This is a genomic window from Natronorubrum halobium (assembly GCF_051351675.1).
In the GTDB taxonomy this organism is placed as follows: domain Archaea; phylum Halobacteriota; class Halobacteria; order Halobacteriales; family Natrialbaceae; genus Natronorubrum.
In genome coordinates this window covers 1,023,160-1,045,727 of sequence record NZ_CP195595.1, presented here as the reverse complement: position 1 = coordinate 1,045,727, position 22,568 = coordinate 1,023,160, and the positions used below count along the sequence as shown (strand labels likewise).

17 protein-coding genes are annotated in these 22,568 nt (G+C 59.6%); 5 read left to right on the top strand and 12 right to left on the bottom strand.

What is annotated here, in order from left to right; genetic code table 11:
• Positions 1 to 71: 71 nt before the first annotated feature.
• Positions 72 to 1,280: a potassium channel family protein gene (locus ACSFC7_RS05085; protein ID WP_436346668.1), complete on the bottom strand. Its 1,209-nt coding sequence runs from the start codon at positions 1,278 to 1,280 to the stop codon at positions 72 to 74.
• A gap of 144 nt (positions 1,281 to 1,424) precedes the next feature.
• On the opposite strand from ACSFC7_RS05085, the gene serS reads away from it, so the two are divergent.
• Complete coding sequence (serS, locus tag ACSFC7_RS05080; protein ID WP_436346667.1) at positions 1,425 to 2,801, top strand: serine--tRNA ligase; 1,377 nt, start codon at positions 1,425 to 1,427, stop codon at positions 2,799 to 2,801.
• 345 nt (positions 2,802 to 3,146) lie between these two features.
• Here the strand turns inward: serS and ACSFC7_RS05075 are convergent, their stop codons facing one another.
• Positions 3,147 to 5,333, bottom strand: coding sequence for an elongation factor EF-2 (locus tag ACSFC7_RS05075; protein WP_436346666.1), 2,187 nt, complete (start codon positions 5,331 to 5,333; stop codon positions 3,147 to 3,149).
• Between the two features lie 367 nt (positions 5,334 to 5,700).
• On the opposite strand from ACSFC7_RS05075, the gene ACSFC7_RS05070 reads away from it, so the two are divergent.
• From ACSFC7_RS05070 to ACSFC7_RS05060, 3 genes are all read left to right on the top strand, one after another.
• Positions 5,701 to 6,465 carry a DUF5781 family protein gene (locus ACSFC7_RS05070; protein WP_436346665.1) on the top strand — a complete coding sequence of 255 codons (765 nt, stop codon included), beginning with the start codon at positions 5,701 to 5,703 and terminating at the stop codon, positions 6,463 to 6,465.
• A gap of 372 nt (positions 6,466 to 6,837) precedes the next feature.
• Positions 6,838 to 7,551 (top strand): DUF7504 family protein, encoded by a 714-nt coding sequence (locus ACSFC7_RS05065; RefSeq protein ID WP_436346664.1) that lies wholly within the window; start codon positions 6,838 to 6,840, stop codon positions 7,549 to 7,551.
• Positions 7,552 to 7,634: 83 nt separating this feature from the next.
• On the top strand, positions 7,635 to 9,707 hold the full coding sequence (locus ACSFC7_RS05060; RefSeq protein ID WP_436346663.1) for a hypothetical protein: 2,073 nt from the start codon (positions 7,635 to 7,637) through the stop codon (positions 9,705 to 9,707).
• On the opposite strand, the gene ACSFC7_RS05055 is transcribed toward ACSFC7_RS05060, so the two are convergent.
• Together ACSFC7_RS05055 and ACSFC7_RS05050 are read right to left on the bottom strand one after the other, a co-directional pair.
• Positions 9,692 to 9,814 carry a DUF7503 family protein gene (locus ACSFC7_RS05055; RefSeq protein ID WP_436346662.1) on the bottom strand — a complete coding sequence of 41 codons (123 nt, stop codon included), beginning with the start codon at positions 9,812 to 9,814 and terminating at the stop codon, positions 9,692 to 9,694. The genes ACSFC7_RS05060 and ACSFC7_RS05055 overlap by 16 nt on opposite strands.
• A gap of 166 nt (positions 9,815 to 9,980) precedes the next feature.
• On the bottom strand, positions 9,981 to 10,490 hold the full coding sequence (locus ACSFC7_RS05050) for a HalX domain-containing protein (RefSeq protein WP_436346661.1): 510 nt from the start codon (positions 10,488 to 10,490) through the stop codon (positions 9,981 to 9,983).
• A 469-nt stretch (positions 10,491 to 10,959) separates the two neighbouring features.
• On the opposite strand from ACSFC7_RS05050, the gene ACSFC7_RS05045 reads away from it, so the two are divergent.
• Positions 10,960 to 12,789 carry a hypothetical protein gene (locus ACSFC7_RS05045; protein ID WP_436346660.1) on the top strand — a complete coding sequence of 610 codons (1,830 nt, stop codon included), beginning with the start codon at positions 10,960 to 10,962 and terminating at the stop codon, positions 12,787 to 12,789.
• Positions 12,790 to 12,846: 57 nt separating this feature from the next.
• On the opposite strand, the gene ACSFC7_RS05040 is transcribed toward ACSFC7_RS05045, so the two are convergent.
• From ACSFC7_RS05040 to ACSFC7_RS05005, 8 genes are all read right to left on the bottom strand, one after another.
• Positions 12,847 to 13,455: a 30S ribosomal protein S7 gene (locus tag ACSFC7_RS05040; protein WP_436346659.1), complete on the bottom strand. Its 609-nt coding sequence runs from the start codon at positions 13,453 to 13,455 to the stop codon at positions 12,847 to 12,849.
• Between the two features lies 1 nt (position 13,456).
• Complete coding sequence (locus tag ACSFC7_RS05035; protein ID WP_004267302.1) at positions 13,457 to 13,885, bottom strand: 30S ribosomal protein S12; 429 nt, start codon at positions 13,883 to 13,885, stop codon at positions 13,457 to 13,459.
• A 179-nt stretch (positions 13,886 to 14,064) separates the two neighbouring features.
• The gene (locus ACSFC7_RS05030) at positions 14,065 to 14,508 is read right to left on the bottom strand and encodes a NusA-like transcription termination signal-binding factor (protein ID WP_436346658.1); all 444 of its coding nucleotides are present in this window, start codon (positions 14,506 to 14,508) and stop codon (positions 14,065 to 14,067) included.
• A gap of 3 nt (positions 14,509 to 14,511) precedes the next feature.
• The gene (gene rpoA2, locus ACSFC7_RS05025) at positions 14,512 to 15,705 is read right to left on the bottom strand and encodes a DNA-directed RNA polymerase subunit A'' (protein WP_436346657.1); all 1,194 of its coding nucleotides are present in this window, start codon (positions 15,703 to 15,705) and stop codon (positions 14,512 to 14,514) included.
• Positions 15,698 to 18,625 carry a DNA-directed RNA polymerase subunit A' gene (locus ACSFC7_RS05020; protein ID WP_436346656.1) on the bottom strand — a complete coding sequence of 976 codons (2,928 nt, stop codon included), beginning with the start codon at positions 18,623 to 18,625 and terminating at the stop codon, positions 15,698 to 15,700. Before ACSFC7_RS05020 ends, rpoA2 begins: the two co-directional genes overlap by 8 nt.
• Before the next feature lie 9 nt (positions 18,626 to 18,634).
• Positions 18,635 to 20,464, bottom strand: a complete 1,830-nt coding sequence (gene rpoB, locus ACSFC7_RS05015) for a DNA-directed RNA polymerase subunit B (protein WP_436346655.1) — start codon at positions 20,462 to 20,464, stop codon at positions 18,635 to 18,637.
• 6 nt (positions 20,465 to 20,470) lie between these two features.
• Entirely contained in the window at positions 20,471 to 22,045 is a 1,575-nt protein-coding gene (locus tag ACSFC7_RS05010) for a DNA-directed RNA polymerase subunit B'' (protein ID WP_436346654.1), read from the bottom strand.
• On the bottom strand, positions 22,046 to 22,273 hold the full coding sequence (locus tag ACSFC7_RS05005; protein WP_436346653.1) for a DNA-directed RNA polymerase subunit H: 228 nt from the start codon (positions 22,271 to 22,273) through the stop codon (positions 22,046 to 22,048).
• Positions 22,274 to 22,568: the final 295 nt, after the last annotated feature.

The window sequence follows — 22,568 nt, the reverse complement described above, 5'->3', positions numbered from 1 at the left end:
GACGTACGCTAGCTGACGGGAGTGACGGAAACGGCGAGAACGGTGACCACAGAACGTCGTCGACGGCTCGATCAGGCCCCCGCGAGTTCCTCGAACGCCGCCGCGGACGTCCGGGTCCCCTTCGAGATGAGAACGTCGCCGCCGCGGAGTTCGGCGTCGGAATCGGTCACCAGTAACCAACCGTCGCCCGGTCGGCGGATGGCGATCACCGACATCGTCGACTCGACCTCGGGCACCCCCGAGGTGACCGACGTGCCGTCGAGTTCGCTGCCCGGATCGACCTCGACGCGGGTGATGATCTCGTCGCTCTCCTGTACCGCCAGCTGAACGACCGGGTGGACGTCGATATCCCGGAGCACGCCCTCACTGATGTCGATCGCCGCGTCGCTGATGACCTCCGTACTGGTTCCCAGCCGGATGAGCCCCCGCAGCACCACCGGATCCTCCGCGTCGGCGGCCGCCCGGAGCGTCCAGGCCTCGAAGCGCGACTGCATGGCGTCGACCTCGACCTCCAGGTTGCGGACCTCCTCGGCTAACTCCGCGCTGTCGAACAGCACGCTGCTGTAGGCCAGGTCGACCGCCAACTCGGAGAGATTCTTCATGTGGATGATCGTGTCCACGGCCCGCTCGAGGTCCGGAATACCCGGGTCGTCGACGGTCGGCGTCTCGTAGACCTCCCCGGTCAGCACCTCGCAGACGTCACCGATCGCCGTATCGGGACCGCGGAGGAGCGCGACGTCGCCGCTCGAGACGGTCGTCTCCGGTCCGGGGTTGAGCAACCAGTTGTCACCTCGTCGGAGCGCGATGACGCGCACGCCCGTCACGGACTCGAGGTCGATATCCTCGAGCGTGCGATCGGCGTACTCGGAATCGGGGTCGACGACGCCGCGAACGAGCGTCTCGGCGGCCTCCGGGAGGGCAGCGCGCATGGCCTCGGGGAGCCCCATCTCCTCCAGGACGATCTTCGCGATGTCGCCGGCCGCGTCGCTGATCGCGTCGGCGGCGGCGACGATCCCCAGTACGGGCGCGAGTTCCTCCGCGTCGGCCGGCTTCCGAACGGCCATCATGAGACTCATCCGCGCTCGAAGCTCGAGGACGTTCATCCGCTCCTCCAGTCGGAGCACCTCTCGAGCGAGCTGCTCGTTTCGATGGAGGACCGCCGAGTACGAGAGGTCGATGAGCAACTCCGCCGTGTCCTTCATCTCGATGAGCACGTCCTTGACGCTAACCGGCTCGTACTCGATCGATACCGACGACGCTTCGCCCTCGAGCGGGTCCATAGGTAGAACTCGGTTCCCTGTCGAAAAAAGCGTTTCCCGCGAGAGCTGGACCGGCGAGCCATCGATCGGCCGCACCGATCAGCGCAATCGCCTCGACGCTGGCTTCCGACACGGTTTTGGCCGGGCACAAAGAACGCACGAGCAATGATCGACCGGACCTATCTGCGCGAGAACCCCGAGGAGGTACGCGACGGCCTCGAGGCTCGAGGCGCCGACGTGGACCTCGACGACCTCCTCGAGATCGACGAACGCTGGCGGGAACTGAAAGCTCGCGGCGACGAACTCCGTCACGAGCGCAATCAGGTCACCAAACGGATCGGCGAGTTGGTCGCCGACGGCAAACAGGAGGAAAAGGACGAGGCGATCGCCCAGTCGAAGGAGCTCAAAGCCGACATCGAGGAGGTAGAAAGCGAGGCCACCGAACTCCAGGACGAACTCGAGGAGCGACTGCTCGAGGTGCCACAGCTCCCCCACGAGAGCGTTCCAAAGGGCGTCGACGAACGCCACAACGTCGAGGACCGCCGCTGGGGGTTCGACGACCTCCGCGTCGACGCCGACGAGATCACTCCCCACTACGAACTCGGCGAGGATCTGGACATCATCGACGAGGCGCGCGGGGCCAAGACGACCGGTTCGGGGTTTTACTTCCTCAAGGGCGACGGCGCGCGACTCGAGCACGCGCTGATCCAGTTCATGCTGGATCTCCACCGCGAACAGGACTACGTCGACGTCTTCCCGCCGGTTCCCGTTACGAGCGAGTCGATGCGTGGCACCGGCCAACTCCCCAAGTTCGCCGACGACGCGTACCGACTCGGCGGCGGCGAGGAAGACTACGACGACGACGACCTCTGGCTCTGTCCCACCGCGGAGGTTCCGGTCACCAACATGTACGCCGACGAGATCCTCCTCAAAGACGATCTCCCGCTCAAACATCAGGCGTACACGCCCAACTTCCGGCGCGAGGCCGGCGAGCACGGCACCGAAACCCGCGGGATCGTCCGGGTTCACCAGTTCAACAAGGTCGAACTCGTCAACTTCGTCGAACCCGAGGAGAGCTACGACCGCCTCGAGGCCCTCCTCGACGAGGCCGAGGAAGTCCTCCGGCAACTGGGACTGCCCTACCGCATCCTCGAACTCTGTACCGGCGATCTGACCTTCGCGAGCGCGAAGACCTACGACATCGAGGTCTGGGCACCCGGCGACGACATGGACGACGGCCCCGAAGACGGCGGCCGCTGGCTCGAGGTCTCGTCGGCCTCGAACTTCGAGGAGTTCCAGGCTCGCCGCACCGGCCTCCGCTACCGACCCGAGCGCCACGAATCGGCGGAGTACCTCCACACCCTGAACGCCTCGGGGCTGGCGATTCCGCGCGTGATGGTGGCGATTCTCGAGTACTACCAGAACGAGGACGGCACGATCGAGATTCCCGAGGCTCTGCAGCCGTATATGGGTGGACAGGAGGTCATCGAGGGGCACGAGAAGGTCGGCGAGAGCGCCCTGGGTGCGGGCGAACGGGAGTAGAAGTAGGCGAGTTTCGAACCCACCGCTAACTCAGTTCTCGAACGCCTCTCGCGCTCGCTCCAATCGCTCCTCGTCACGACCACCGAACTGATCGGCTGCAGCTCGTACTTCTTTGATTTCGTCCGACGAGAGAATACCCTCGAGCGCTGTTGGGTTCGGTTCTCGAGACACTGTTACGTCACACCACTGGATTCACAACGTGAAATAAGCAGCGGCGAACACGACCTGCGGTCCAGCAGTTGGACCGCGAGCGTCGAAGACGCGAGCGGCCTTTTTTGGTCGAGATTTTTTGGCCGGGTTCGAGCGCGGCCTCCGGCCGCGCTCGAACCCGGTTAAAAAAGGTCGTTAGATATAGTCGATGCTCGGCGGCAGTTCGAGCTTCATGCCCTTGCGCTCGCGGATCTCCATGATCTTCTCGCGCTGGAGGGAGTCGGACATGACCTCGAAGCCGGCGTTCTCGGTGTTCCAGGAGGCGCGACCCTCGGTCGCGGAGCGAATGTCGCTCGCGAAACCGATCATCTCGCCGACGGGTGCGATACCCTCGACGACCATGAGGTCCCCTTCCTGATACATGTCGTCGACGCGACCACGACGACCCTGGATCTCGCCGGATGCGGCACCCATGTGGTCGTTCGGTACGTCGATACGGGCGTCCTGCATCGGCTCGAGCAGCTTGATCTTCCCGTCGATCAGCGCCTTGTGGAGCGCGTTTCGGGTCGCGGGGATGACCTGTGCCGGACCGCGGTGGATGGTGTCCTCGTGGAGTCGGGCGTCGTGCAGTCGGATGAGCGTCCCCTGAACCGGCTCGTTGGCCAGCGGGCCGTTGTCGAGGGCGTCCTCGAATCCCTCGATCACGAGTTCCATCGTCTCGTTCAGGTGCTGAATCCCCTTCGTATCGTCGATGAGGATGTTCGTCCCGTGGATGTGCTCGACTTCCTGGGAGTCGTCCTTGTCCATGCCGGCCTCTTGCAGGGCCTCACGGCGTTCCTGCTCCGGCATGTCCATCGACGCCTCGCCCATCTTGATCGTCTCGACGAGTTCGTCCGACATCGGCTCGATGGAGACGTAGAAGCGGTTGTGGCGGTTCGGCGAGATGCCTTCGATCTCGTCGCTCGGCTGCTGGGGCTGCTCGCGGTAGACGACGATCGGCTCACCGGTGTTGACCGGAATGCCCTGGTTCTTCTCGATACGCTGGGTGATGACCTCGAGGTGAAGCTCACCCTGCCCGGAGATCAGGTGCTCGCCGGTGTCCTCGTTGATCGTAATCTGGATCGTGGGGTCCTCCTTGGAGACCTGTCGCAGCGTCTCGATGAGCTTCGGCAGGTCGTCCATGGTCTGGGCCTCCACGCTCTTCGTAATGACCGGCTCGGAGATGTGCTCGATCGACTCGAACGGCGTCATCTCGACGCTCGAGACCGTCGAGCCGGCGATGGCGTCTCTGAGACCGGTGACGGCGGCGATGTTCCCTGCTGGGACGTGATCGACTTCCTCGCGTTCGCCACCCATGTAGATCCCGACGGACTGAACGCGGTTCTTGCCCGCGGTTCCGGAGACGTACAGCTCCTGGCCCTTCTCGAGGGAGCCCGAGAAGACGCGACCGGAGGCGACTTCGCCGGCGTGTGGGTCCATCGCGATGTCGGTGACCATGAAGACGACCTCGCCGTCCTCGTCGACGAGACGCATCGTCTCCGCGAGTTCGGAATCGGCGTCGCCACGCCAGATACGCGGGATACGGCGGGGCTGTGCGTCGACGGGGTTCGGGAAGTGCTCACAGACCATGTCGAGCACGACGTCCGACAGCGGCGTCCGCTCGTGGAGCTCCTGACGGTTGTCGTTGCGCTCGAGCTCCATGATTTCGCCGAAGTCCATCCCGGTGCGCTGCATCGACGGCATCGAGACGCCCCACTTGTAGAGGGCGGATCCGAAGCCGACGGTGCCGTCCTCGACGGAGACGGTCCAGTCGTCGATGTCATCCATGTCCTGGGTCATGCCCCGGATGAGCTCGTTGACGTCGTGGATGACCGAGAGGAGACGCTGTTGCATCTCTTCAGGACCTTCCTGAAGCTCCGAGATGAGTCGGTCGACCTTGTTGATGAACAGGGTCGGCTTGACACCCTCGCGGAGTGCCTGTCGCAGGACGGTCTCGGTCTGGGGCATGGCCCCTTCGACGGCGTCGACGACGACGAGCGCACCGTCAACGGCGCGCATCGCACGGGTGACGTCGCCACCGAAGTCGACGTGGCCCGGCGTGTCGATGAGGTTGATGAGGTGGTTCGTCCCCTCGTACTCGTGGGTCATCGAAACGTTCGCCGCGTCGATGGTGATCCCACGTTCCTGCTCGTCTTCTTCCGTGTCCATCGCGAGCTGTTCGCCGGCAGTCTCGTCAGAGATCATGCCGGCACCCGCGAGGAGGTTGTCAGAAAGGGTCGTTTTTCCGTGGTCGACGTGAGCGGCGATGGCGATGTTCCGGATGTTCTCCGGTTCGTCCATCAGCCGTTCACACTCTTGGACGATCTTCTTGCGTCGGCCCATATACACCCTGTTACCGGTAGCGGGGTCAAAAGGGTAGTGTTTCGTCGCCGCCGGAATCCGTCGAATTTCCCGGTTTTCGCGCCGGAATTTCCAGTTTGAGTGAGTGAATACCACACAACCAACCCGGTGGGTTTCGCACCGAACTCGCCGTCACAGGCGGTACTAAATGGAGTCACACTGTCAACAGACGTACTCCGTTGTCACGATTCAGATCATCGAACGGACATACTGTCATGGGCTCGATAGATGAGGGCGGCAGATACCACGATCCGCTCGCTAAACGATAGTTCTCATAGACCACGGTAAACTGCGGCCGTCGAAATCGGGCGCAAGAGACATACGCCGCCGGAACTTGGTACTGCTACACATGGATCTCCGCGTACAAGGCGCCGGCCCTACCTCCCCGTTTCTCGGTGCTCGAGATCTATTCGAGACCGAACACGACCTCTCGTTACCGGTCCACGTTCAGCTCCGGGACGATCCCGACGAACGGACCTGGGCCGGCCACCACGACGACCGCCACGTCCTGAACATCTCGAGACAGGCCGCCTCGAGCGCCATGGCTCGCGAACTGGCCCTCCACGAGTTCGCCCACATGGCCAGACACGAACAGGAACACCCCTCACACACCCAGTCGACGGAGGAAGTGCTCTACCTCGCGCTCGCTGGGAAGAGCGTCGAACGCCGGAAACTCGCTCACTGCTACCAGATCGCCAACCACATGAAAGACATCTACGCCGACGACATCACGCTCGCCGTCGGTCCCGGCGAGAAACTGCTCTCCTTTCTCGAGTCGAGTCTCGCGATGGCGATCGCGGACCGTCCCGAGACGCCGTTCCGGCCCGGACTCGAGCGCCTCTCGGCGAGTGCCGACCCGGATATCACGGCGGTCAACGCCGCGTTCGCGCTCGCACTCGCCGAACGCCACGATCTCGTCGACGACGACCATCGGCTGTACGACCTCGCGTACGCGGCCGCGATGGACGCGCCCCAAGTGGACTTCGAGGGATTCAAACGCCGCTTCCGCGAACTCGCCCGCGACCCCGACTCGAGTACGTATCGACAGGTGCTCGTCGACGCGACCCGCGCGTACGTGGGCGGCGAAAGCGGTGACAAACCTGCGGCAGACTGACTGGCGGGGACTGCCGCCGAACGGAACCGTCGATCACACTACTCGCATACTCAGCAGTAGGCGCTCCGAATCACACAGTTCCCGGGCGGCCCCGTGATAGGAGCCGTCCACCACCCTTCATTTCCGGTGCGTATCACAAATTGGGAGAGGGACAGTCGAGTAGCCATATCGGACAGCGTCTATATCAGTTGATTATGACTGATACAAGGTGGAAAGCGAGTCCCCTCTTTGTTGAACAGACGCCGCGAGATTACTCACAGAGACGAGCCCAGAACGCCGAATCGGGAGTGTCGGCCATAAGACCCAAGTGTACGGCTTCGCTTCAACCCGAACATTTAATGTTTGATTCGACGAATGGCGTAACATATATTGATGTTTTCGCGCAAGGACTGGGGGAGCGGGTCAGACGGCGAGCAGTTTACCGAAACGCTATCCCGACTGAAACGGACGGGAGCAAGCGTCCTCGTCGTCGGTTCCGTCCGACCTCATCAGCAGCGGGATGTCTGCAGACGCCTGCTGGGGCAGGCAACCGTCCAGCCACGTCGGCGCGTTCTGGTATCGACGACCGGCGACTCCCACCAGTTCGACGCGGACATCAACGCATCCGATACGCTCAAACTCGTCAGCTACGCCACGCAGGCCCGCAGCACCGCCGCAACCGACACCAGTCCGGACACGATCGAATCCGACGCGCCATCACTCGAGGCGTCGCCGACGACGACCACCACCCTCGCCGATCTCGGTATTGCCATCTCGAGTGCCATCGAAGAACTCGAAACCGAAGCAGACGGACTCGCCCCAGCAGAACTCCGCGTCGGCATCGATTCGCTGGTGCCGCTGCTCGAGGAGTACGGTGCTGAACGGGTCTTCAAGTTCGTTCATCTGACTAACGGTCGAACGCGAGACACCGACGGCATGATCCACTACCACCTTCCGATGGACCGAGACTCGGACGTCGTCTCCGTCCTGGCACCGCTGTTCAATATCATCATCGAACTTCGGGAACAGAACGGCGACTTCCAAGAGCGTTGGTCGATCAACGACGGGGACCAGAGTTCGGGGTGGATCTCAATCGATCAGTCGTAGGGTGTATGGTTGCTCGAGAATTATATCTATTGCCCTGCCCGACGACCAATTGTTAACAGCTACTTCACTCGTTCCTTGTTCCCATGAAACCGAATTTTGAGCCGACCGAAGACGGCCTTGAAATTATCGATCCGATCGAGCGACATCGATATCGACTTACGACACATAAGTCGGTAACACTTGAGCCAATGAATCCGGATCAGATTCAGTATCCGGTGGACTCGGCTATCAAGTTTACGACCGAGATGATAACGTTACCGACAAACGACATGGTTTACGTCCGCGATGGAGATGGGGAGATGGTCGCAGAAGTTCGACCGAGCAAGCAAGCGATGCTTCCTCGAGATGAGTACACACTCGACCTGTCGGGCCCGATAAAAGTATACGCGTGCGTCGAAAGTGAGATACAGATATACTCGGATACTGACCGAACATATATTACGTTCGGCAGTTCGACACAGGTGGCCCTCGGTGCACGCTCGTACCACAGGCGTCCTGCAGGAACGATTACAACGACAACAGACCCAACCGACGTAATGCGGGCAGTATCTGCCTTCGGTTCAGCGCTCAAATCAACGGCACCCGAACGATCCTATCCGACTCAGCGAGGTCATCCGCCCGCTATCGAACTCGGTAACGAATTAGCTATTCCTGACGAATTTGAATCGCCAGAGACGGGTGTCCGAATCGAGGTCCCGCCGACACTTGGTCACGTCTTCGTCGTCACCCCGTTGGCTTACTATCTCGGCGCTGAGGTCGTTCCTGATTCGGCTCCACGAGTCTGCACTGCCAGTGGATTCACCTACGAACTGGACGGGGATGGTGGATTCGAAGCAACGGTCGAACGGGTTCTAAAGCAAGTCTTCCTGCTCGATTGTATCCTTCGGACAGAAGGAGCGACACCACTGTCGCTCCCCGAACGAGAAGCGATCGAGCCTGATCTCACATTCGATATCGAGTCGCTCTACGACCGACCACTGGCCGAACAACTCGAAACGTATCTTTCAGAGTCGGTCGACACGGTGGAGCCACATCTCCCGAAGTGGCGACTCAAAACCCATCTCACTCCGGACGGAGAGAATATTGAGTTTCTCCCGTTCATAACCGATAGACTGTCTATTGTGAGCGTCCAAAAGGAGACTCAGACGAAAGTAATCGATCGAACACAGAAAACTGCAATCGAAGGGTTCACACGAGGTGCATCCACCCGAAGTACGGCGTCGGTCCGTGGAGCGAAAAACGTGTCTACGACAGAGTACTCGATTCCAACGATTGAGCAACTGTGGAACGACGCGGGTTCGTCGAGTGTCAAAAGTACCGCACCGTTGTCGGCATTTCAGAACAACATCGGCCGAAAGCCGACAGAGGACCCAATCGCAATCGAAGTCGTCTGTAACGATCAAAATATGCGGAAAGAATTACAGACAGTCAACGGAGTCTACGGATCCCACAAGGAACTCCCGTTCGACGTAACAGTTCATTACGACCTCTGTCGTGAGGAGTTTACTGACGTTTTATCGAGGGAGAAGGATTTCTTTCATTATATCGGCCATATTGATCACGACGGATACCAGTGTTCTGATGGGAAAATTGACGGGGAAGTAATAGAATCGGTCGGCGCAAAAGCATTTTTGCTTAACGCCTGCCAATCGTACGAACAGGGATTACACCTAGTAGAAGCCGGCAGTATGGGAGGCATTGTAACGTTTGGAGACGTGGTAAACAGCGGTGCAATCAGTATTGGAGAGACGATTGCACGATTGCTGAATCAAGGATTTCCGCTCTATGCAGCGCTCGAAATCAGCCGAAAAGAGAACGTCACTGGCGAGCAGTATCGAATCGTCGGTGATGGAATAACCACAATCGCCCAATCAAAAACCCGGACGCCGACGCTCTGTTCGGTCAGTGCGAACGAGGGCACCAGTGTCGAGTTAACGATGTACGTGAGTTCCACGACGGGAAAAGGCGGTCTCTTCAAACCGTATCTGGAGCCGATTAGCTTGTATCACGTGCTCCCAGGGAAAACTGAACAGATTCAGGTAACGAAGCCACAGCTCACCGAGTTTTTTGAACTAGAAGAACTTCCCGTCTTATGTGATGAAATGCTTTACTGGAGTAATGAAGTTACTGTTAGCGAACTCTACAATCCGCCGTAATACCCGCCTGCTGCAACACTACCAGCCTGGGACAGTGCCAGCATAATCGTGAACAGGACGCCGATCTTTCGTGGGTGGTTCTTCAGGTACTGGGTTAGGTCTTCCATGGTACATCTTAGACATTGCCCCGGCCAATTATAAATTTATTTTAATTAATCATATAAATAAATAGTAGTGTTATTGTATGATCCAATCGTGTGAAAAGGTAACGTCTTTGTGATCTACTATACAGAAAGCCAATACTCCCTAGAAGAACTCGACTTAAGGTCTATACTATTCGTCCAGCAATTGGCGAAGAGCCTGATTGAACTCGTCACTCGAGAGTTCGTCTCGAATCGAAGCTGCTCGTTCGCGATAGTCGTAGAGGTCAGAGACAACGGACTGGTACCGGTTGGCGACATCAAGACCGGATTGTAACTCGCTTTCGAGCAATGCACGCTCGGTCGATAACCTGAAAAATTCGTCCATCGCCGCCTCGTATTCCTTCTGCAGAAGCAATCGTTCGACCGTTGAATGTAACGTCTCGTCTGAAACAGGATCGACAAGGAGTTCGTCAGCACCTCGGTCAACAGGGTCATCTGACGGGACATCGCCAGCAAGTACGAGAATTTGGGTCCCCGGAGCATTCTGTCGAAAAGCATCAAGGATGCCACGAGCGTCTGGAGTCTCGAGCTCCCAATCGAGAACGAGAAGATCGTAGCTCTCGTCGATTTGCTCGAGAATCGAACGGTCGAAGTCGGCTCTATTGATTTCAGCAGCGACTCGAGTCCGCTCGGGGTCCATATCAGTGAGAGAGAGGGTAGGATGGACTACGAACAACTGGGATGTAGATTTCAGCAACACAGCTTCTATCAATACTGCTCGGGCAAATACTATTAAATGTGGCCAGAAGCGGACAGAGATCGTACTAATCTATATGCTGTAGTAGAAGGGCGGAAAAATGTCACAGCCACAACGTATATTTTTGCCAATTCACATAGAGAAGTATATGATGGGGGGGAATGGGCGTCGATTTTCGCACTAACTTTCACAGCACATGAAACCACAATTCAAGGCCACTCGAGATGGAGTGGAAATTATCGATCCAATCGATCGACACCGAAATCACTTCACGACACATGAGCCAGTTTCACTTCAAGATAGTAACCAGGAGCATTTTCCATATCCGATAGACTCAACAGTCGAGATCGAAACTAGCCGGATTACACTGCCAGTAATCAATCCTGTCTATGTGTACGACGGGAGCAGGATGGTGACAGATATTCAGCCAGATGAGCAATTCACACTACTCCATGGAGAATATACGCTGGATATCTCTCTACAAATTAAAGTCTATATTCACTTCGAAAGCCCTGTGAAGATATACTCCGATACAGATCGCACACACATCGATCTAAATGGGTCAACCCGAGTGACGATCGGTGCGCGTTCACATCACACGCGTCCGGCTAGAACAATTACGACAACGGCAGAGCCAAGTGATGTAATGCAGGCTGTATCATCATTCGGTTCGGCACTAAAAACGACAACAACTGAACGATCCTTTCCGACAATGCGTGGTCATCCACCCACGATCAAGATGGGGGACGAACTCACAATTCCTCGTGGAATTGATTGTCCAGAAACGGGTGTTGTCCTCGAGATTCCACCGACACTCTCTCACATATTTGTCTCGACACCACTGGCCTACTATCTTGGAGCAGACATCGTTTCCGGGGCAGAACCGCGACTTTGTACGAAAGATGGGTTCAGCTATTCTCTTAATACTGCGGGCAAATTCGAACGAACAGTAGAACGAACGTTGCAGCAGCTTTTTTTCTTCGACTGCATCGTTCGGGCTGGGGGCAAAACTTCGTTACCACTTTCCGAACGACAACAACTCAATGAACAGCTAGAGTTCGATCCTTCAGTACTATATGAACAGCCCCTTTCCGAACAGCTCAAGTCATACCTTGATGTTCAATTTTCTGTTATAAAGCCTTATCTTCCCGAGTGGCGGCTAAAAACACAAATCAAACCAACCTCGGACTCTATTCCCTTTCTTCCATTTATCGCGAATGACCTCTCCCTCGTGAGTGTACAGGATGAAACTGACCGACTGAAACAGCCCCTGAAAGAACCGTCACGGGTGACAGCGGATAGCGAGCGAAGCGTACACACCATGCCCATTTCATTCACTGACGACCAGTCACCGATAACGACGATTGACCAATCGTGGCGCTGTAGCGGAGGGGCTGAAGTCAAAAGCATAACACCAGTATCAGCGTACCATAACGGAATCAAACAATCACCGCAAGAGAATCCAATCAAAATCGAGGTCGTCTGCAACGATCCGGACATGAGTGAAGAGCTCATATTCGTAAACAGCATCTATGGGAAACGTGATACGCTTCCGCTTAATGTTGAAATTCACCACGAACTCACCTCGGCCGAGCTTGAAGAGGTTTTGACACGTGAAAGCGATTTCGTTCACTATATCGGCCATATCGATAGTTCCGGCTTTCGATGCTCCGACGGTCTACTAGATATATACGATTTAGACACAGTCGGTACGAAATCGTTCTTCCTCAACGCGTGCAAGTCATACGAGCAAGGATTACAATTGATCGAAGCGGGAAGTATTAGCGGGATTGTTACATTGAGTGATGTCGAAAACGACGATGCAGTCGATACTGGCAGCGTAATTGCTCGTCTATTGAATCTGGGATACTCCTTCTACGCTGCCATCGACATTATTCGAAGAATTTCCGAAATTGGAAATCAATATCACGTTGTCGGCAATGGACGGTTGGCAGTAGCACAACCGGAGAACGGAGTTCCGAACACGTGCGTTATAGATAAATACGGTAAAAAGTCGAATGTCGAGATCTACGACTATATTCTAGGAAATAAGGGTATGGGAACGGTATCTATTCCGTATCTCGAATCTATCGACTCGCACCATCTCCTGCCGAAGAAAATCGGGCCGCTAGCTGTAACGAAACCGCAACTCGTGCAGTTCCTTGAGAAAGAAACAATGCCCGTTCTACTGAACAATGAGCTATATTGGAGTGACGAGATTACACTACGTGACTTAAACTAATAGTATACATTTCCGACAGACGGCAGAAAACAAAACCAGCAAAAACGTGCGAGACGCTTAACGTGCGGCTGCCGCGACGCGCTCTTTCTCTTCTTTCTGGCTGACTGCGTAGGTCTGGACGTCGTAGTTCGACGCGCCGATCAGCTGCCGTGCGATGGCCTCCGAAACCGGCGTCGGCGTCTTGAACGATTCGTTGTAGACACCTTCGGCGAGGAACTTCAGGGCCTGGTCGACGCGGCGCTGCGGTGCGACGTCGACGGCCTTGGGGACCGAAATCCCACCGTATTTCAGGCGGACGGTCTCCTCACGCGGGGCTGCGTTCTCGACAGCGGTCACGAGGATCTGGATGGGGTTCTCCTCGGTGCGCTCGTGGATGAGTTCGAACGCGTCACGGACGTGGTTGAGCGACTGCTGTTTCTTGCCCGTGTTCTCCTCGGTCTGCATGAGACGGTTGATGAACCGCTCGACGATCGAGATCTGGGATTTTTTGAACTGCTTGCCGGCGTGACGGCCGGCGGTGTGTGCGACCGGCGTCACCGTGATGTAGCGTTCGGTGGACGGATCATTGTACGCAATCTCCTCGATCTCCCACGTACCGAACAGCTTCGCGCCGACGTCTGCGCCACCTGCTGGGGCGTCCGGGTCGGGTTGGTCTTCTGCCGCCATATTATCGCACCGGTTTCTCTGCGTTTCCGCGGACCAGTTCCTTCAGGGCGACGCCGTTGACCTTGTCGACCTTGTAGTTGACACCGGAGAGGTCACCCATCGCACGACCCTTCGCCCCACCGATACCGGCGATGGTGACTTCGTCGTGTTCGTCGATGAACGAGATGGCACCGTCACCGGGACAGAACGCGGTGACCTGCTTGCCGTTCTTGATCAGCTGGACTCGGACACACTTTCGAATTGCCGAGTTGGGCTGTTTTGCTTCGATGCCGACCTTTTCGAGTACGATACCTCGAGCCTGTGGAGCGCCCTCGAGCGGGTCGGACTTCTCGCGAAGTCCACGGGCGCGGCGCGCGTAGTCAGAGTCGGACCACCGCTGATTCTGGCGGTCCTTCTTGAGCTTGCGCGCGGCGTACTTGCCGTTTGCCATGGGAAGCGATATCCGTTGAAGGCACTTAAGCGACCCGTTTCGAGTCGCGCGTTACGGCCCGAGAGCGCTCGAGGTACCCCGTTCGCCGAATCTGAGCGCGTTTCGCTGAGTCGAGTTACGGACGGAGAGTAGCGTAGCGTGCCTCGGCGGGCGTGAGGTTGCCGAACGGCGCGAAAGAATCAGATCAGCTGTACGTCGTCGATCCCGAAGTGGCGATCTACGAGGGTTCGTGCAGCCTCGATCGTTCGGCCACCGGTCCCGATAGCGACGCCGCGGTCGTCGTTGGCGACCTCGACGTAGGCGACGGTATCCTCGTTCTCACTGATCGTGACGTTGTACACCGCCGCCGGGGCGAGCGTGTTCGCGACGAACGTCTCAGGATCGTCGGCGTCTTCGACGAGTCGAACCGGCTTCCCGACGCGCTCTTCGTACTTCGTGACGGTCCGGCCGCCGGGTCCGATCGCCTCGCTCATCCGTCCGCTCGAGACGACGACGAGGAGTCGTTCGTCCGCGGACGCAGCGTCGGCCGTATCGGTGATCAGACAGTCCTGTCCGCTCACACCCGTTACGTCCTCGAAGGCCGCGAGGTACTGACGGGCGTCGTCGTCGAGGGTAACACCCATCGATCAGTCGGCTTGACTGCTGCCGGAGTCGGTCGATCCCATCCGGAGATCGACGTCGCCGGTGCCGAGCTTGATCGGTTTGCCGACGATGACGTTCTCCGTAACACCGTCGAGGTCGTCGATCTCGCCGTGGATCGCGGCGTTGAGCAGGTGGTTGACCGTCACCTCGAACGCCGCACGAGCGAGGACGGACTGCTTCGAGCCCGAGATGCCGTGGCGACCGATCGACTCGATCTCGCCGCGGTTCGTCATCATGTCGGCGACCAGCATGAGGTGGCGGACGTTCACGTCGTCCAGCCCCTGCTCGGCGAGCGTGTTGTGAGTCTCCTCGATGATCGTCTCACGTGCAGCTTCGATGCCGAGGTTGCGGTGGATTTCGTGGAGGTTATTACACGTCGTCCGCGAAGCATCGACGCCGTCGATCTCGAGGGCGTCGCCAAAGGCCGATCCCTCGGTGTAGAGGACGAACTGCTCGCCCTCGTCGAGTTCCTCGCGGCGGATGACGACTCGAGAGACCTCTTCGATCCCTTTGAACGTGATATCGCGAAGTTCCTCGACCAGCTGAAGCAGGTCGCGGTAGGACGGTTCCTCGGGACCGAACTGGATCTCGGTACCCTGCTGGACCGTGCTCACGCCGAGGTTGTCTTCGATGATCTCGGCAACTTCCTCGGCCGTGATCATCCGCTCCTCTAAGGTGTCCTTGTTGAGCGAGATCTGGACCCGCATATCCGCGACGTTCGTCGAGACGTCGCCGAGCGCGAGGATCTTCGTCGCTTCGAGGTTCCAGACGACCTCGTGGGCTTTCTCCCGTTCGGTGGCGTACTCGTCCTCGAGGTAGACCGTCATCATCGGCGTGTCGGGGGTTTTCCGAGCGTCGACCAGTTCGATGAGTCGGGGCAGCCCCTGGGTCACGTCGATCTCCGCGACACCGGCGTAGTGGAACGTGTTCATCGTCAGCTGCGTTCCGGGTTCGCCGATCGACTGCGCGCTGACGGTGCCGACGGGGTCGAGCGGATCGACCCGCGTATCCATGTAGCGGGCCTCGACCGCCTTCGAGAGTTCGTCGGCGTCCTCGACGGTCGCGTCGCCGCGGTCCTCGAGGGTCTCGTAGACCTCGTCCTTGAGTCGTCGCGGGAGGTTGGTGTCCTCGACGACTGCGATCGTATCGTCGTCGACGTCGTAGTGGACGTCAGTCATCGGAGGTCACCTCCGTCCCCTCGGCAAGTCGCTCGTCTGCGTGTTCGGAGAGGTTCGTCTGCTGTCGTTTCGCGCCGAAGAACTCCTCTCGCTCGGCTTCGGACTCGAACTCCGAGTCGAGCACGCGGTCCGCAATCGCCTCGACATCGACGTCGTTCTCGTCGCCAGAGGACACTTTGACCGGCGAAGTGCCGTCCTCGCCGAACTCGAACTGGACGATGGTGTCCGAGGTGTCCCGGACAGTCCCGTCGTACTGGCTCTCGAGTTCCGAGAGGGCGTTGATCAGCCGGCGCTGGAGGTAGCCGGACTTCGAGGTCCGGACTGCCGTGTCGACCAGCCCCTCGCGGCCACCCATCGCGTGGAAGAAGAACTCCCGCGGGGTCAGCCCGCTCGTGTAGGAGTTTTCGACGAAGCCGTGGGCCTCCGCCGAGAGGTCGTTCTGCTCGTAGTGGCTGAGGGTGCGGTCCTCGTAGCCGCGGTTGATTCGCTCGCCCCGAACCGCCTGCTGGCCGACGGCACCGGCCATCTGCGTCAGGTTGAGCATCGAACCACGCGCACCGGAGTTGGCCATGACCACGGCCGGGTTGTCGTCCTCGAAGTGTTCGTCCGCGATGGTCCCCGCGTTGTCACGCGCACGCGAGAGCGTCTGCATGATCTTCATCTCGAGCGTCTCGTCGATCGTTCGACCCGGGAGGGACTCGAGTTCTCCGTTCTCGTAGGCCTCGATGAGTTCCTCGACGCGGTCGTTGGCGTCGGTGATAGTCTCGTCGATGCGGTCCTGTGCCTCTCCCGGGATCGTCTCGTCGTCGATCCCGATCGAGAATCCGAAGTGCATGATCGCACGCATCGCGAGCGTCGAAACCTCGTTGATGAAGATCCGGGAACGCGTGTTGCCGTAGACCTTCGTAATGGTGTCGACGATCTCGCCGCCGAACTCGCCGACCTCGTCTTCGGCGATGGTCCCCTTGAGGAGTTGACCGTCCTCGACGACGACCTCGTCGCCGACGGTGCCGGTGAACTCGAGGTTGAGGTCGTCGGGCAGGAGTTCGGAGAAGACGTCGTGGCCGGTCCAGAACGGAGTGCCTTCGTCGTCGATCCCGCTCGGTTCGGGCAGTTCGTCGATCCGGGTCGCACGAAGCAGGTCGAGCGCCTGGGTCTCGTTGAACCGCGGGTTGTCGTGGGTGAGCAGGTACGTTCCCGAGATGTGGTCCTGGATGGCCCCGATGATGTTCTCACCGAAGCGCGGGCTCAGGATCTGCTCTTGGACGCGCATGAGGACGCGGGCCTCGGCACGGGCCTCTTCGTTCTGGAGGGCGTGCATGTTCATCTCGTCGCCGTCGAAGTCGGCGTTGTACGGCGGACAGACGACGGTGTTGAGGCGGAACGTCTTGTACGGCATGACCACGACCTCGTGGGCCATGATCGACATCCGGTGGAGCGACGGCTGGCGGTTGAAGATGACGATATCGCCGTCGATGAGGTGTCGGTTGACCTCCCAGCCGGCTTCGACCTTCTCCGCGAGCTGTTCGCAGTTCTTCTCGGTCACCTTCAGCCGACGGCCGTCCGGTCGTCGAACGTAGTTCGCGCCGGGATGACCCTCGGGGCCGTTGGAAACGAATCGTCGGGCGTCCTCTAAGTTGCGCTCGGTGACGTTCATCGTCTGGGTCATCTCCTTTGCGACCCGGTCCGGAACGCCAACCTCGTTGAGCGAGAGCGTTGGGTCCGGCGAGATGACGGTCCGGGCAGAGAAGTTCACGCGCTTCCCGGACAGGGAGCCACGGAAGCGACCTTCCTTGCCCTTCAACCGCTGGGAGAGGGTCTTGAGCGGCCGTCCAGAGCGGTGTCGGGCCGGCGGCGTCCCCGAAATCTCGTTGTCCATGAACGTGGTGACGTGGTACTGAAGCAGCTCCCAGAGGTCCTCGATGATCAGCTGGGGAGCACCGGCCTCGCGGTTCTCCATGAACCGCTGGTTGATCCGGATGATGTCGACCAGCTTGTGCGTGAGGTCGTCCTCGGAGCGCTGGCCGTTGTCGAGGGTGATCGACGGTCGCGCGGTGACCGGTGGCACCGGGAGCACGGTTAGGATCATCCACTCCGGCCGGGAGCGGTCGGAATCGATCCCGAGCACTTCGATGTCCTCGTCCGGGATGTTCTCGAACCAGTCCCGGATGTCACTCGGCATCAGCTTGTTCGTGTCCTCCTCGGTGAGGTCGATGTCGAGGGCCTTCTCGATGGCCTTGCGCTGGCTCTCACGCGGACGGAACGAGCCCGAGAGGATCTCGTTGACTCGAGTGAGTTCGATCTCCGTCTCCTCGGCGAGTTCGTCCGGCGACGTCCGCTCGATACCCTCGTCCTCGTCGCCCTGCATCGCGGCCGCGATGCGCTGGGAGTACTCGCTGGTGAGGACCTGCTGGACTTCGTAGTAGGTGGTCGGCTTCTCGTGATCGATGTCGTACTGAATCTCGCCGCAGAACGGACAGCGATCCTTCTTCCGGGCCTGACGGATGGCCGCCTTGGTCACGTCGTTGAGGTCGCGGCCCAGCTTTCGGGACTCCGTGATATCCCCGCGGAACTCGTCGCGTTCGTCCTCCGTCAGGAGGAGTCGCGAACACTCCCGGCAGGTGCCACGCAGGAGCCGCCGGATGAGTTTCGTGAAGCCGACGTGGATGACGGGAGCGGCCAGTTCGATGTGGCCGAAGTGGCCGTTACAGGAGCCCGAGTGCTTCCCGCAGGTCTTGCACTCGAGGCCGGGGTCGATGACCCCGAGCCGTGGGTCCATCAGTCCCATGTCGATGGGGAAGCCGTCGTCGTCGTAGGTGTCGGCGGTGATGATCTTCGTCGCGCTCATCTCCCGATACTCCTCGGGCTCCATGAGCCCGAAGTTGATCGATCCGATGTCTTTTGGTGTGCTGTGTTGCATGGTGGTTGCTTAGACGGCGTCTGCCAGTTCGAGTCGCGGCGCGATACCCAGCGCCTTCATCTCGTCTAAGAGGAGCTTGAACGCGTAGCTCATCTCGATCTCGTGGATATCGGTCTCCTCGTCGCAGTTCGGGCAGTAGACACGCCGTTGTTCGACGTTCTCGACCGCGCTCATCCCACACTGTCCGCAGACGTGGATGAACTCGCGGTCGGACTCGTCGAGCAGTCGTTCTTTCAGCGTCATCGCCGCCCCGTGGCCGATGAACACGTCCCGTTCCATCTCCCCGATACGGAGCCCACCTTCGCGGGCCCGTCCCTCGGTCGGCTGGCGGGTGAGAACCTGCACCGGCCCGCGCGAACGGGCGTGCAGCTTGTTCGAGACCATGTGGTAGAGCTTCTGGTAGAAGATGATCCCCACGAAGATCTCGGCCTCGATCTTCTCGCCGGTGACGCCGGAGTACATCGTCTCCTTCCCCGCGGAGTTGAAGCCGGCGTCCTCGAGGCCGCCGCGGAGTTCGTCCTCGTCCTCGCCGAGGAACGGCGTCCCGTCGACGCGGCGTCCCTCCATCGCGCCGAGTTTGCCCCCGATCATCTCGAGAATGTGGCCGACGGTCATCCGGGAGGGCAGCGCGTGCGGGTTGAGGACGAGGTCGGGAACGACCCCCTCCTCGGTAAACGGCATGTCCTCCTGCGGTGCGAGGTGGCCGACGACCCCCTTCTGGCCGTGGCGGCTGGCGAACTTGTCCCCGAGTTCGGGGATTCGCTCGTCGCGCACCGAGACCTTCGAGAGCTTCGAGCCGTCCTCGCCCTCCATGAGCGTGACGGTGTCGACGACACCGGACTCGCCCGAGCGCATGGTGACGGACGTCTCACGGCGCTTTTGCGGTGAGAGGCCGCCCATGTCGTCTGGTTCCTCGAGGAATCGCGGCGGACTCGTCTTTCCGAGCAGCACGCTGTTCTCGTCGACGGTCGTTTCCGGGTTCACCAGACCGTCCTCGTCGAGATGTGCGTACGCTTCCTCGCCGCGTGCACCGCGGACGTCCTGGGAGGGAATCTCGAAACGATCTTCCTGACCGCCGGGGTAGCGGCGTTCCTCGCCCTCGTAGGTCCGGAAGAAGTGCGAACGCGCGAGTGCGCGCTCGACGCTGGCCTTGTTCATGACCAGCGCGTCCTCGATGTTGAACCCCTCGTAGCTCATCACGGCGACGGTGAAGTTTTGTGCTGCAGGTCGGTCGTCGAACCCGATCTGCTCGGTCGTCTGGGTCTTCACCATCGAAAGCTGCGGGTAGTGCAGCAGGTGCTGGCGCGTGTCCGGTCGAATCCGGTAGTTCGCGCTCGGCAGTCCCAGCGACTGTTTGACCATCCCTGCCCCCATCGTAATACGCGGACTCGCGTTGTGCTCGGGGTAGGGAATCATCCCCGCACCGATCCCGAAGATCAGTGACGGGTCGATCTCGAGGTGGGTGTGTTTCTCGCTCAGATCGTCTTCGTCGACGGCGACGAGGATGTCCTCTTCCTCCTCGGCGTCGATGAACTCGATGTAGCCGTGATCGACGAGGTCCTCGAACTCGAGGTCACCGTCCTGCAGCGCCTCGATCTCCTGATCGGAAATACGGGGTTCGCCGTCCTCGACGACCAGAAGCGGTCGTCGCGCGCGGCCGGCGTCGGCGTTGACGATTACTTCGCGGGTGCGCTCTTTGACGGAGACGTTGACCATCTCGCTGACGTCCCCGATACGGCGCGCTTCGCGGATCTGTGCGGCTAGCTCGTGCGGATCGGGGTGTGTTCCCACCAGCGACCCGTTGACGTAGACTTTCGCTTCTCGCTCTTGGCTGCTCATTGTTGATTAGTCGTCCGCAGTCGATCGTTCGATGCCCTCGAGACCCGGAATCCCCTCGACGCCCATCGATGCAAGTTCACGTTTGAGTTCCTGTTCGTCCTCGACGTTCTGGGAGAGCTCCATCGCTTGCGCGAAGTTCTTGACCAGTCCACAGTTCGGCCCCTCCGGCGTCTCGGAGGGACAGATGCGACCCCACTGGGTCGCGTGCAGGTCCCGCGCCTCGAAGTGGGGCTGCGAACGCGACAGCGGCGAGCGGAGACGACGCAGATGAGAGAGGACTCCCATGAAGTCCGTCCGGTCCACCAGTTGGGAGACGCCGGAGCGGCCACCGACCCAGTTGCCCGTCGCGATCGGGTGCTCGAGGCGTTCCGTAAGGACGTCGGATCGGACGACCGTCGACACGGAGAGGTTCCGGTTCCGCATGTTGGCTCGCTCGAGCTGGTACTTCACGTCCCGGGCCAGCTTGTTCAGCGCGGTCCGGAACAGGTCTTTCATCAGGTCGCCGCTGACCTTCAGGCGCTTGTTCGCGTAGTGGTCCTTGTCGTCGGAGTCGCGTCGGCCCAGCGCGAGTTCGAAACAGGCTTCGGCCATCCGACAGAGGTAGTGGGCCTTGTTGATCCGGACGTCCTCCTCTTCGACACCCTCCTCGTGGAGGTGCGGCAGGAGATAGCGGTCGATGACGTAGTTGGCCCGTTTGAGCTGGTAGTTCTTGCCCTGGCCCGACGCGACGCGTTTCCCGAGGGTTTCGATCGCTTCCTCCTCGGTCTGGACGTCCGCTTCCTCCAGGTTCTCGAGCATGTACTTGACGACCTCGGGGTCGTTCGAGACCTTGTGGACGATCTCCTCGTCGCTCTCGAGCCCCAGTGCACGGACGAGCGTGACGAAGTTGATCGAGCCCGATACCGAGGGGAAGGAAACCTCGAGCAGGCCGTCTCGGGTCCGCTCGCAGAGCACGAGCGCGCGGTAGCCACGGCGCTGGGAGAAGGTCTTTGCGACCTGAATCTCGTCGCCGTACTTGGTGTCGTACTCCGCGAGGATCTTGTTCGGTGCGAGGTCCTCGCTGGTCATCAGCACGCGCTCGGAGCCGTTGACGATGAAGTAGCCGCCCGGGTCTGCAGGGTCCTCGCCGATCTCGATCAGTTCCTGATCGGAGAAGCCGGCGATGTTACACTTCTCGGAGCCGACCATGATCGGCATCCGGCCGATCTTGGTCTCGGTCGAGTCGACGACCCGCTGGTCGCCCTCCTCGCCCTTGACGATCGACATCTCCATGAAGACCGGTGCGGAGTACGTGATGTTCCGGAGGCGGGCTTCCTGTGGGTACAGCAGTTCCTCGGAGCCGTCGGCCTCTCGAACGCGGGGTGTGACGACGCGCACGTCGCCTAACTCGACGTGAACCGGCTCCTCACCTTCTTTGTCGCCGATGTCCGTATCGATCGTCGCCTTCTCGTCGACGACCTCCTGCATCCCTCGGCCGAGGAAGGCGTTGAACGAGCGGTAGTGGTGTTCGGCGAGTCGTTCCCTCGAGAAGTATTCGCGCGAAATGTCTCGTCGTTTGGATCTGTTCAGTTCTGTTGCCATTTATTCCACCACGAGTCGGTATACGACTGCCTGGTCGGTTGTCCGTGAGTTCCGAACGATTTTGATGACGTCGCCGGGTTCCGCCTCGTCCGGCAGGGCGGAATCGTTGCGCTTGATTTTCGGTAGGTCTGTACGATCGATATTGTACTCGGTGAGGACCTCCTCGAGGAGGTCCTCGTCGAGCACAGTGTGCTCCGGTACGAGTTCGTGTTGGCTTACGTCTACCATGTGTTGGGATTGGTGTGCGTGTCGGCTATCGGGAGAGAAGCGGCTGTCACGAGATACTACAGGCAGATACCGGCGGGACGCATTTAACGGTTACTAACTCGAGCGGGAGCAACAGCTATCCGACCGCGGCAGCCCTGATCGGAGGGGCCGATCACATGCGACAGTACCCCAGTATCAGTTAAATTCCTTGTGGAGCGTGTAACTGAGTGGCAAAGTGTACGCTCGAGGCGGTTCCGTGGCTCGATTCACCGTACCACACGGTGGTCGATTGGAAAGTCTTAATACCGTCACCGGG

Coding starts and splice junctions, on each gene's coding strand:
- ACSFC7_RS05070 (WP_436346665.1), top strand. CDS start 5,701: ATGGATCTCCGCGTACAAGGCGCCGGCCCTACCTCCCCGTTTCTCGGT.
- ACSFC7_RS05085 (WP_436346668.1), bottom strand. CDS start 1,280: ATGGACCCGCTCGAGGGCGAAGCGTCGTCGGTATCGATCGAGTACGAG.
- ACSFC7_RS05050 (WP_436346661.1), bottom strand. CDS start 10,490: ATGGACCCCGAGCGGACTCGAGTCGCTGCTGAAATCAATAGAGCCGAC.
- ACSFC7_RS05055 (WP_436346662.1), bottom strand. CDS start 9,814: ATGGAAGACCTAACCCAGTACCTGAAGAACCACCCACGAAAGATCGGC.
- ACSFC7_RS05010 (WP_436346654.1), bottom strand. CDS start 22,045: ATGGCAACAGAACTGAACAGATCCAAACGACGAGACATTTCGCGCGAA.
- serS (WP_436346667.1), top strand. CDS start 1,425: ATGATCGACCGGACCTATCTGCGCGAGAACCCCGAGGAGGTACGCGAC.
- rpoB (WP_436346655.1), bottom strand. CDS start 20,464: ATGAGCAGCCAAGAGCGAGAAGCGAAAGTCTACGTCAACGGGTCGCTG.
- ACSFC7_RS05005 (WP_436346653.1), bottom strand. CDS start 22,273: ATGGTAGACGTAAGCCAACACGAACTCGTACCGGAGCACACTGTGCTC.
- ACSFC7_RS05060 (WP_436346663.1), top strand. CDS start 7,635: ATGAAACCGAATTTTGAGCCGACCGAAGACGGCCTTGAAATTATCGAT.
- ACSFC7_RS05075 (WP_436346666.1), bottom strand. CDS start 5,333: ATGGGCCGACGCAAGAAGATCGTCCAAGAGTGTGAACGGCTGATGGAC.
- ACSFC7_RS05035 (WP_004267302.1), bottom strand. CDS start 13,885: ATGGCAAACGGCAAGTACGCCGCGCGCAAGCTCAAGAAGGACCGCCAG.
- ACSFC7_RS05065 (WP_436346664.1), top strand. CDS start 6,838: ATGTTTTCGCGCAAGGACTGGGGGAGCGGGTCAGACGGCGAGCAGTTT.
- ACSFC7_RS05040 (WP_436346659.1), bottom strand. CDS start 13,455: ATGGCGGCAGAAGACCAACCCGACCCGGACGCCCCAGCAGGTGGCGCA.
- ACSFC7_RS05020 (WP_436346656.1), bottom strand. CDS start 18,625: ATGCAACACAGCACACCAAAAGACATCGGATCGATCAACTTCGGGCTC.
- ACSFC7_RS05030 (WP_436346658.1), bottom strand. CDS start 14,508: ATGGGTGTTACCCTCGACGACGACGCCCGTCAGTACCTCGCGGCCTTC.
- rpoA2 (WP_436346657.1), bottom strand. CDS start 15,705: ATGACTGACGTCCACTACGACGTCGACGACGATACGATCGCAGTCGTC.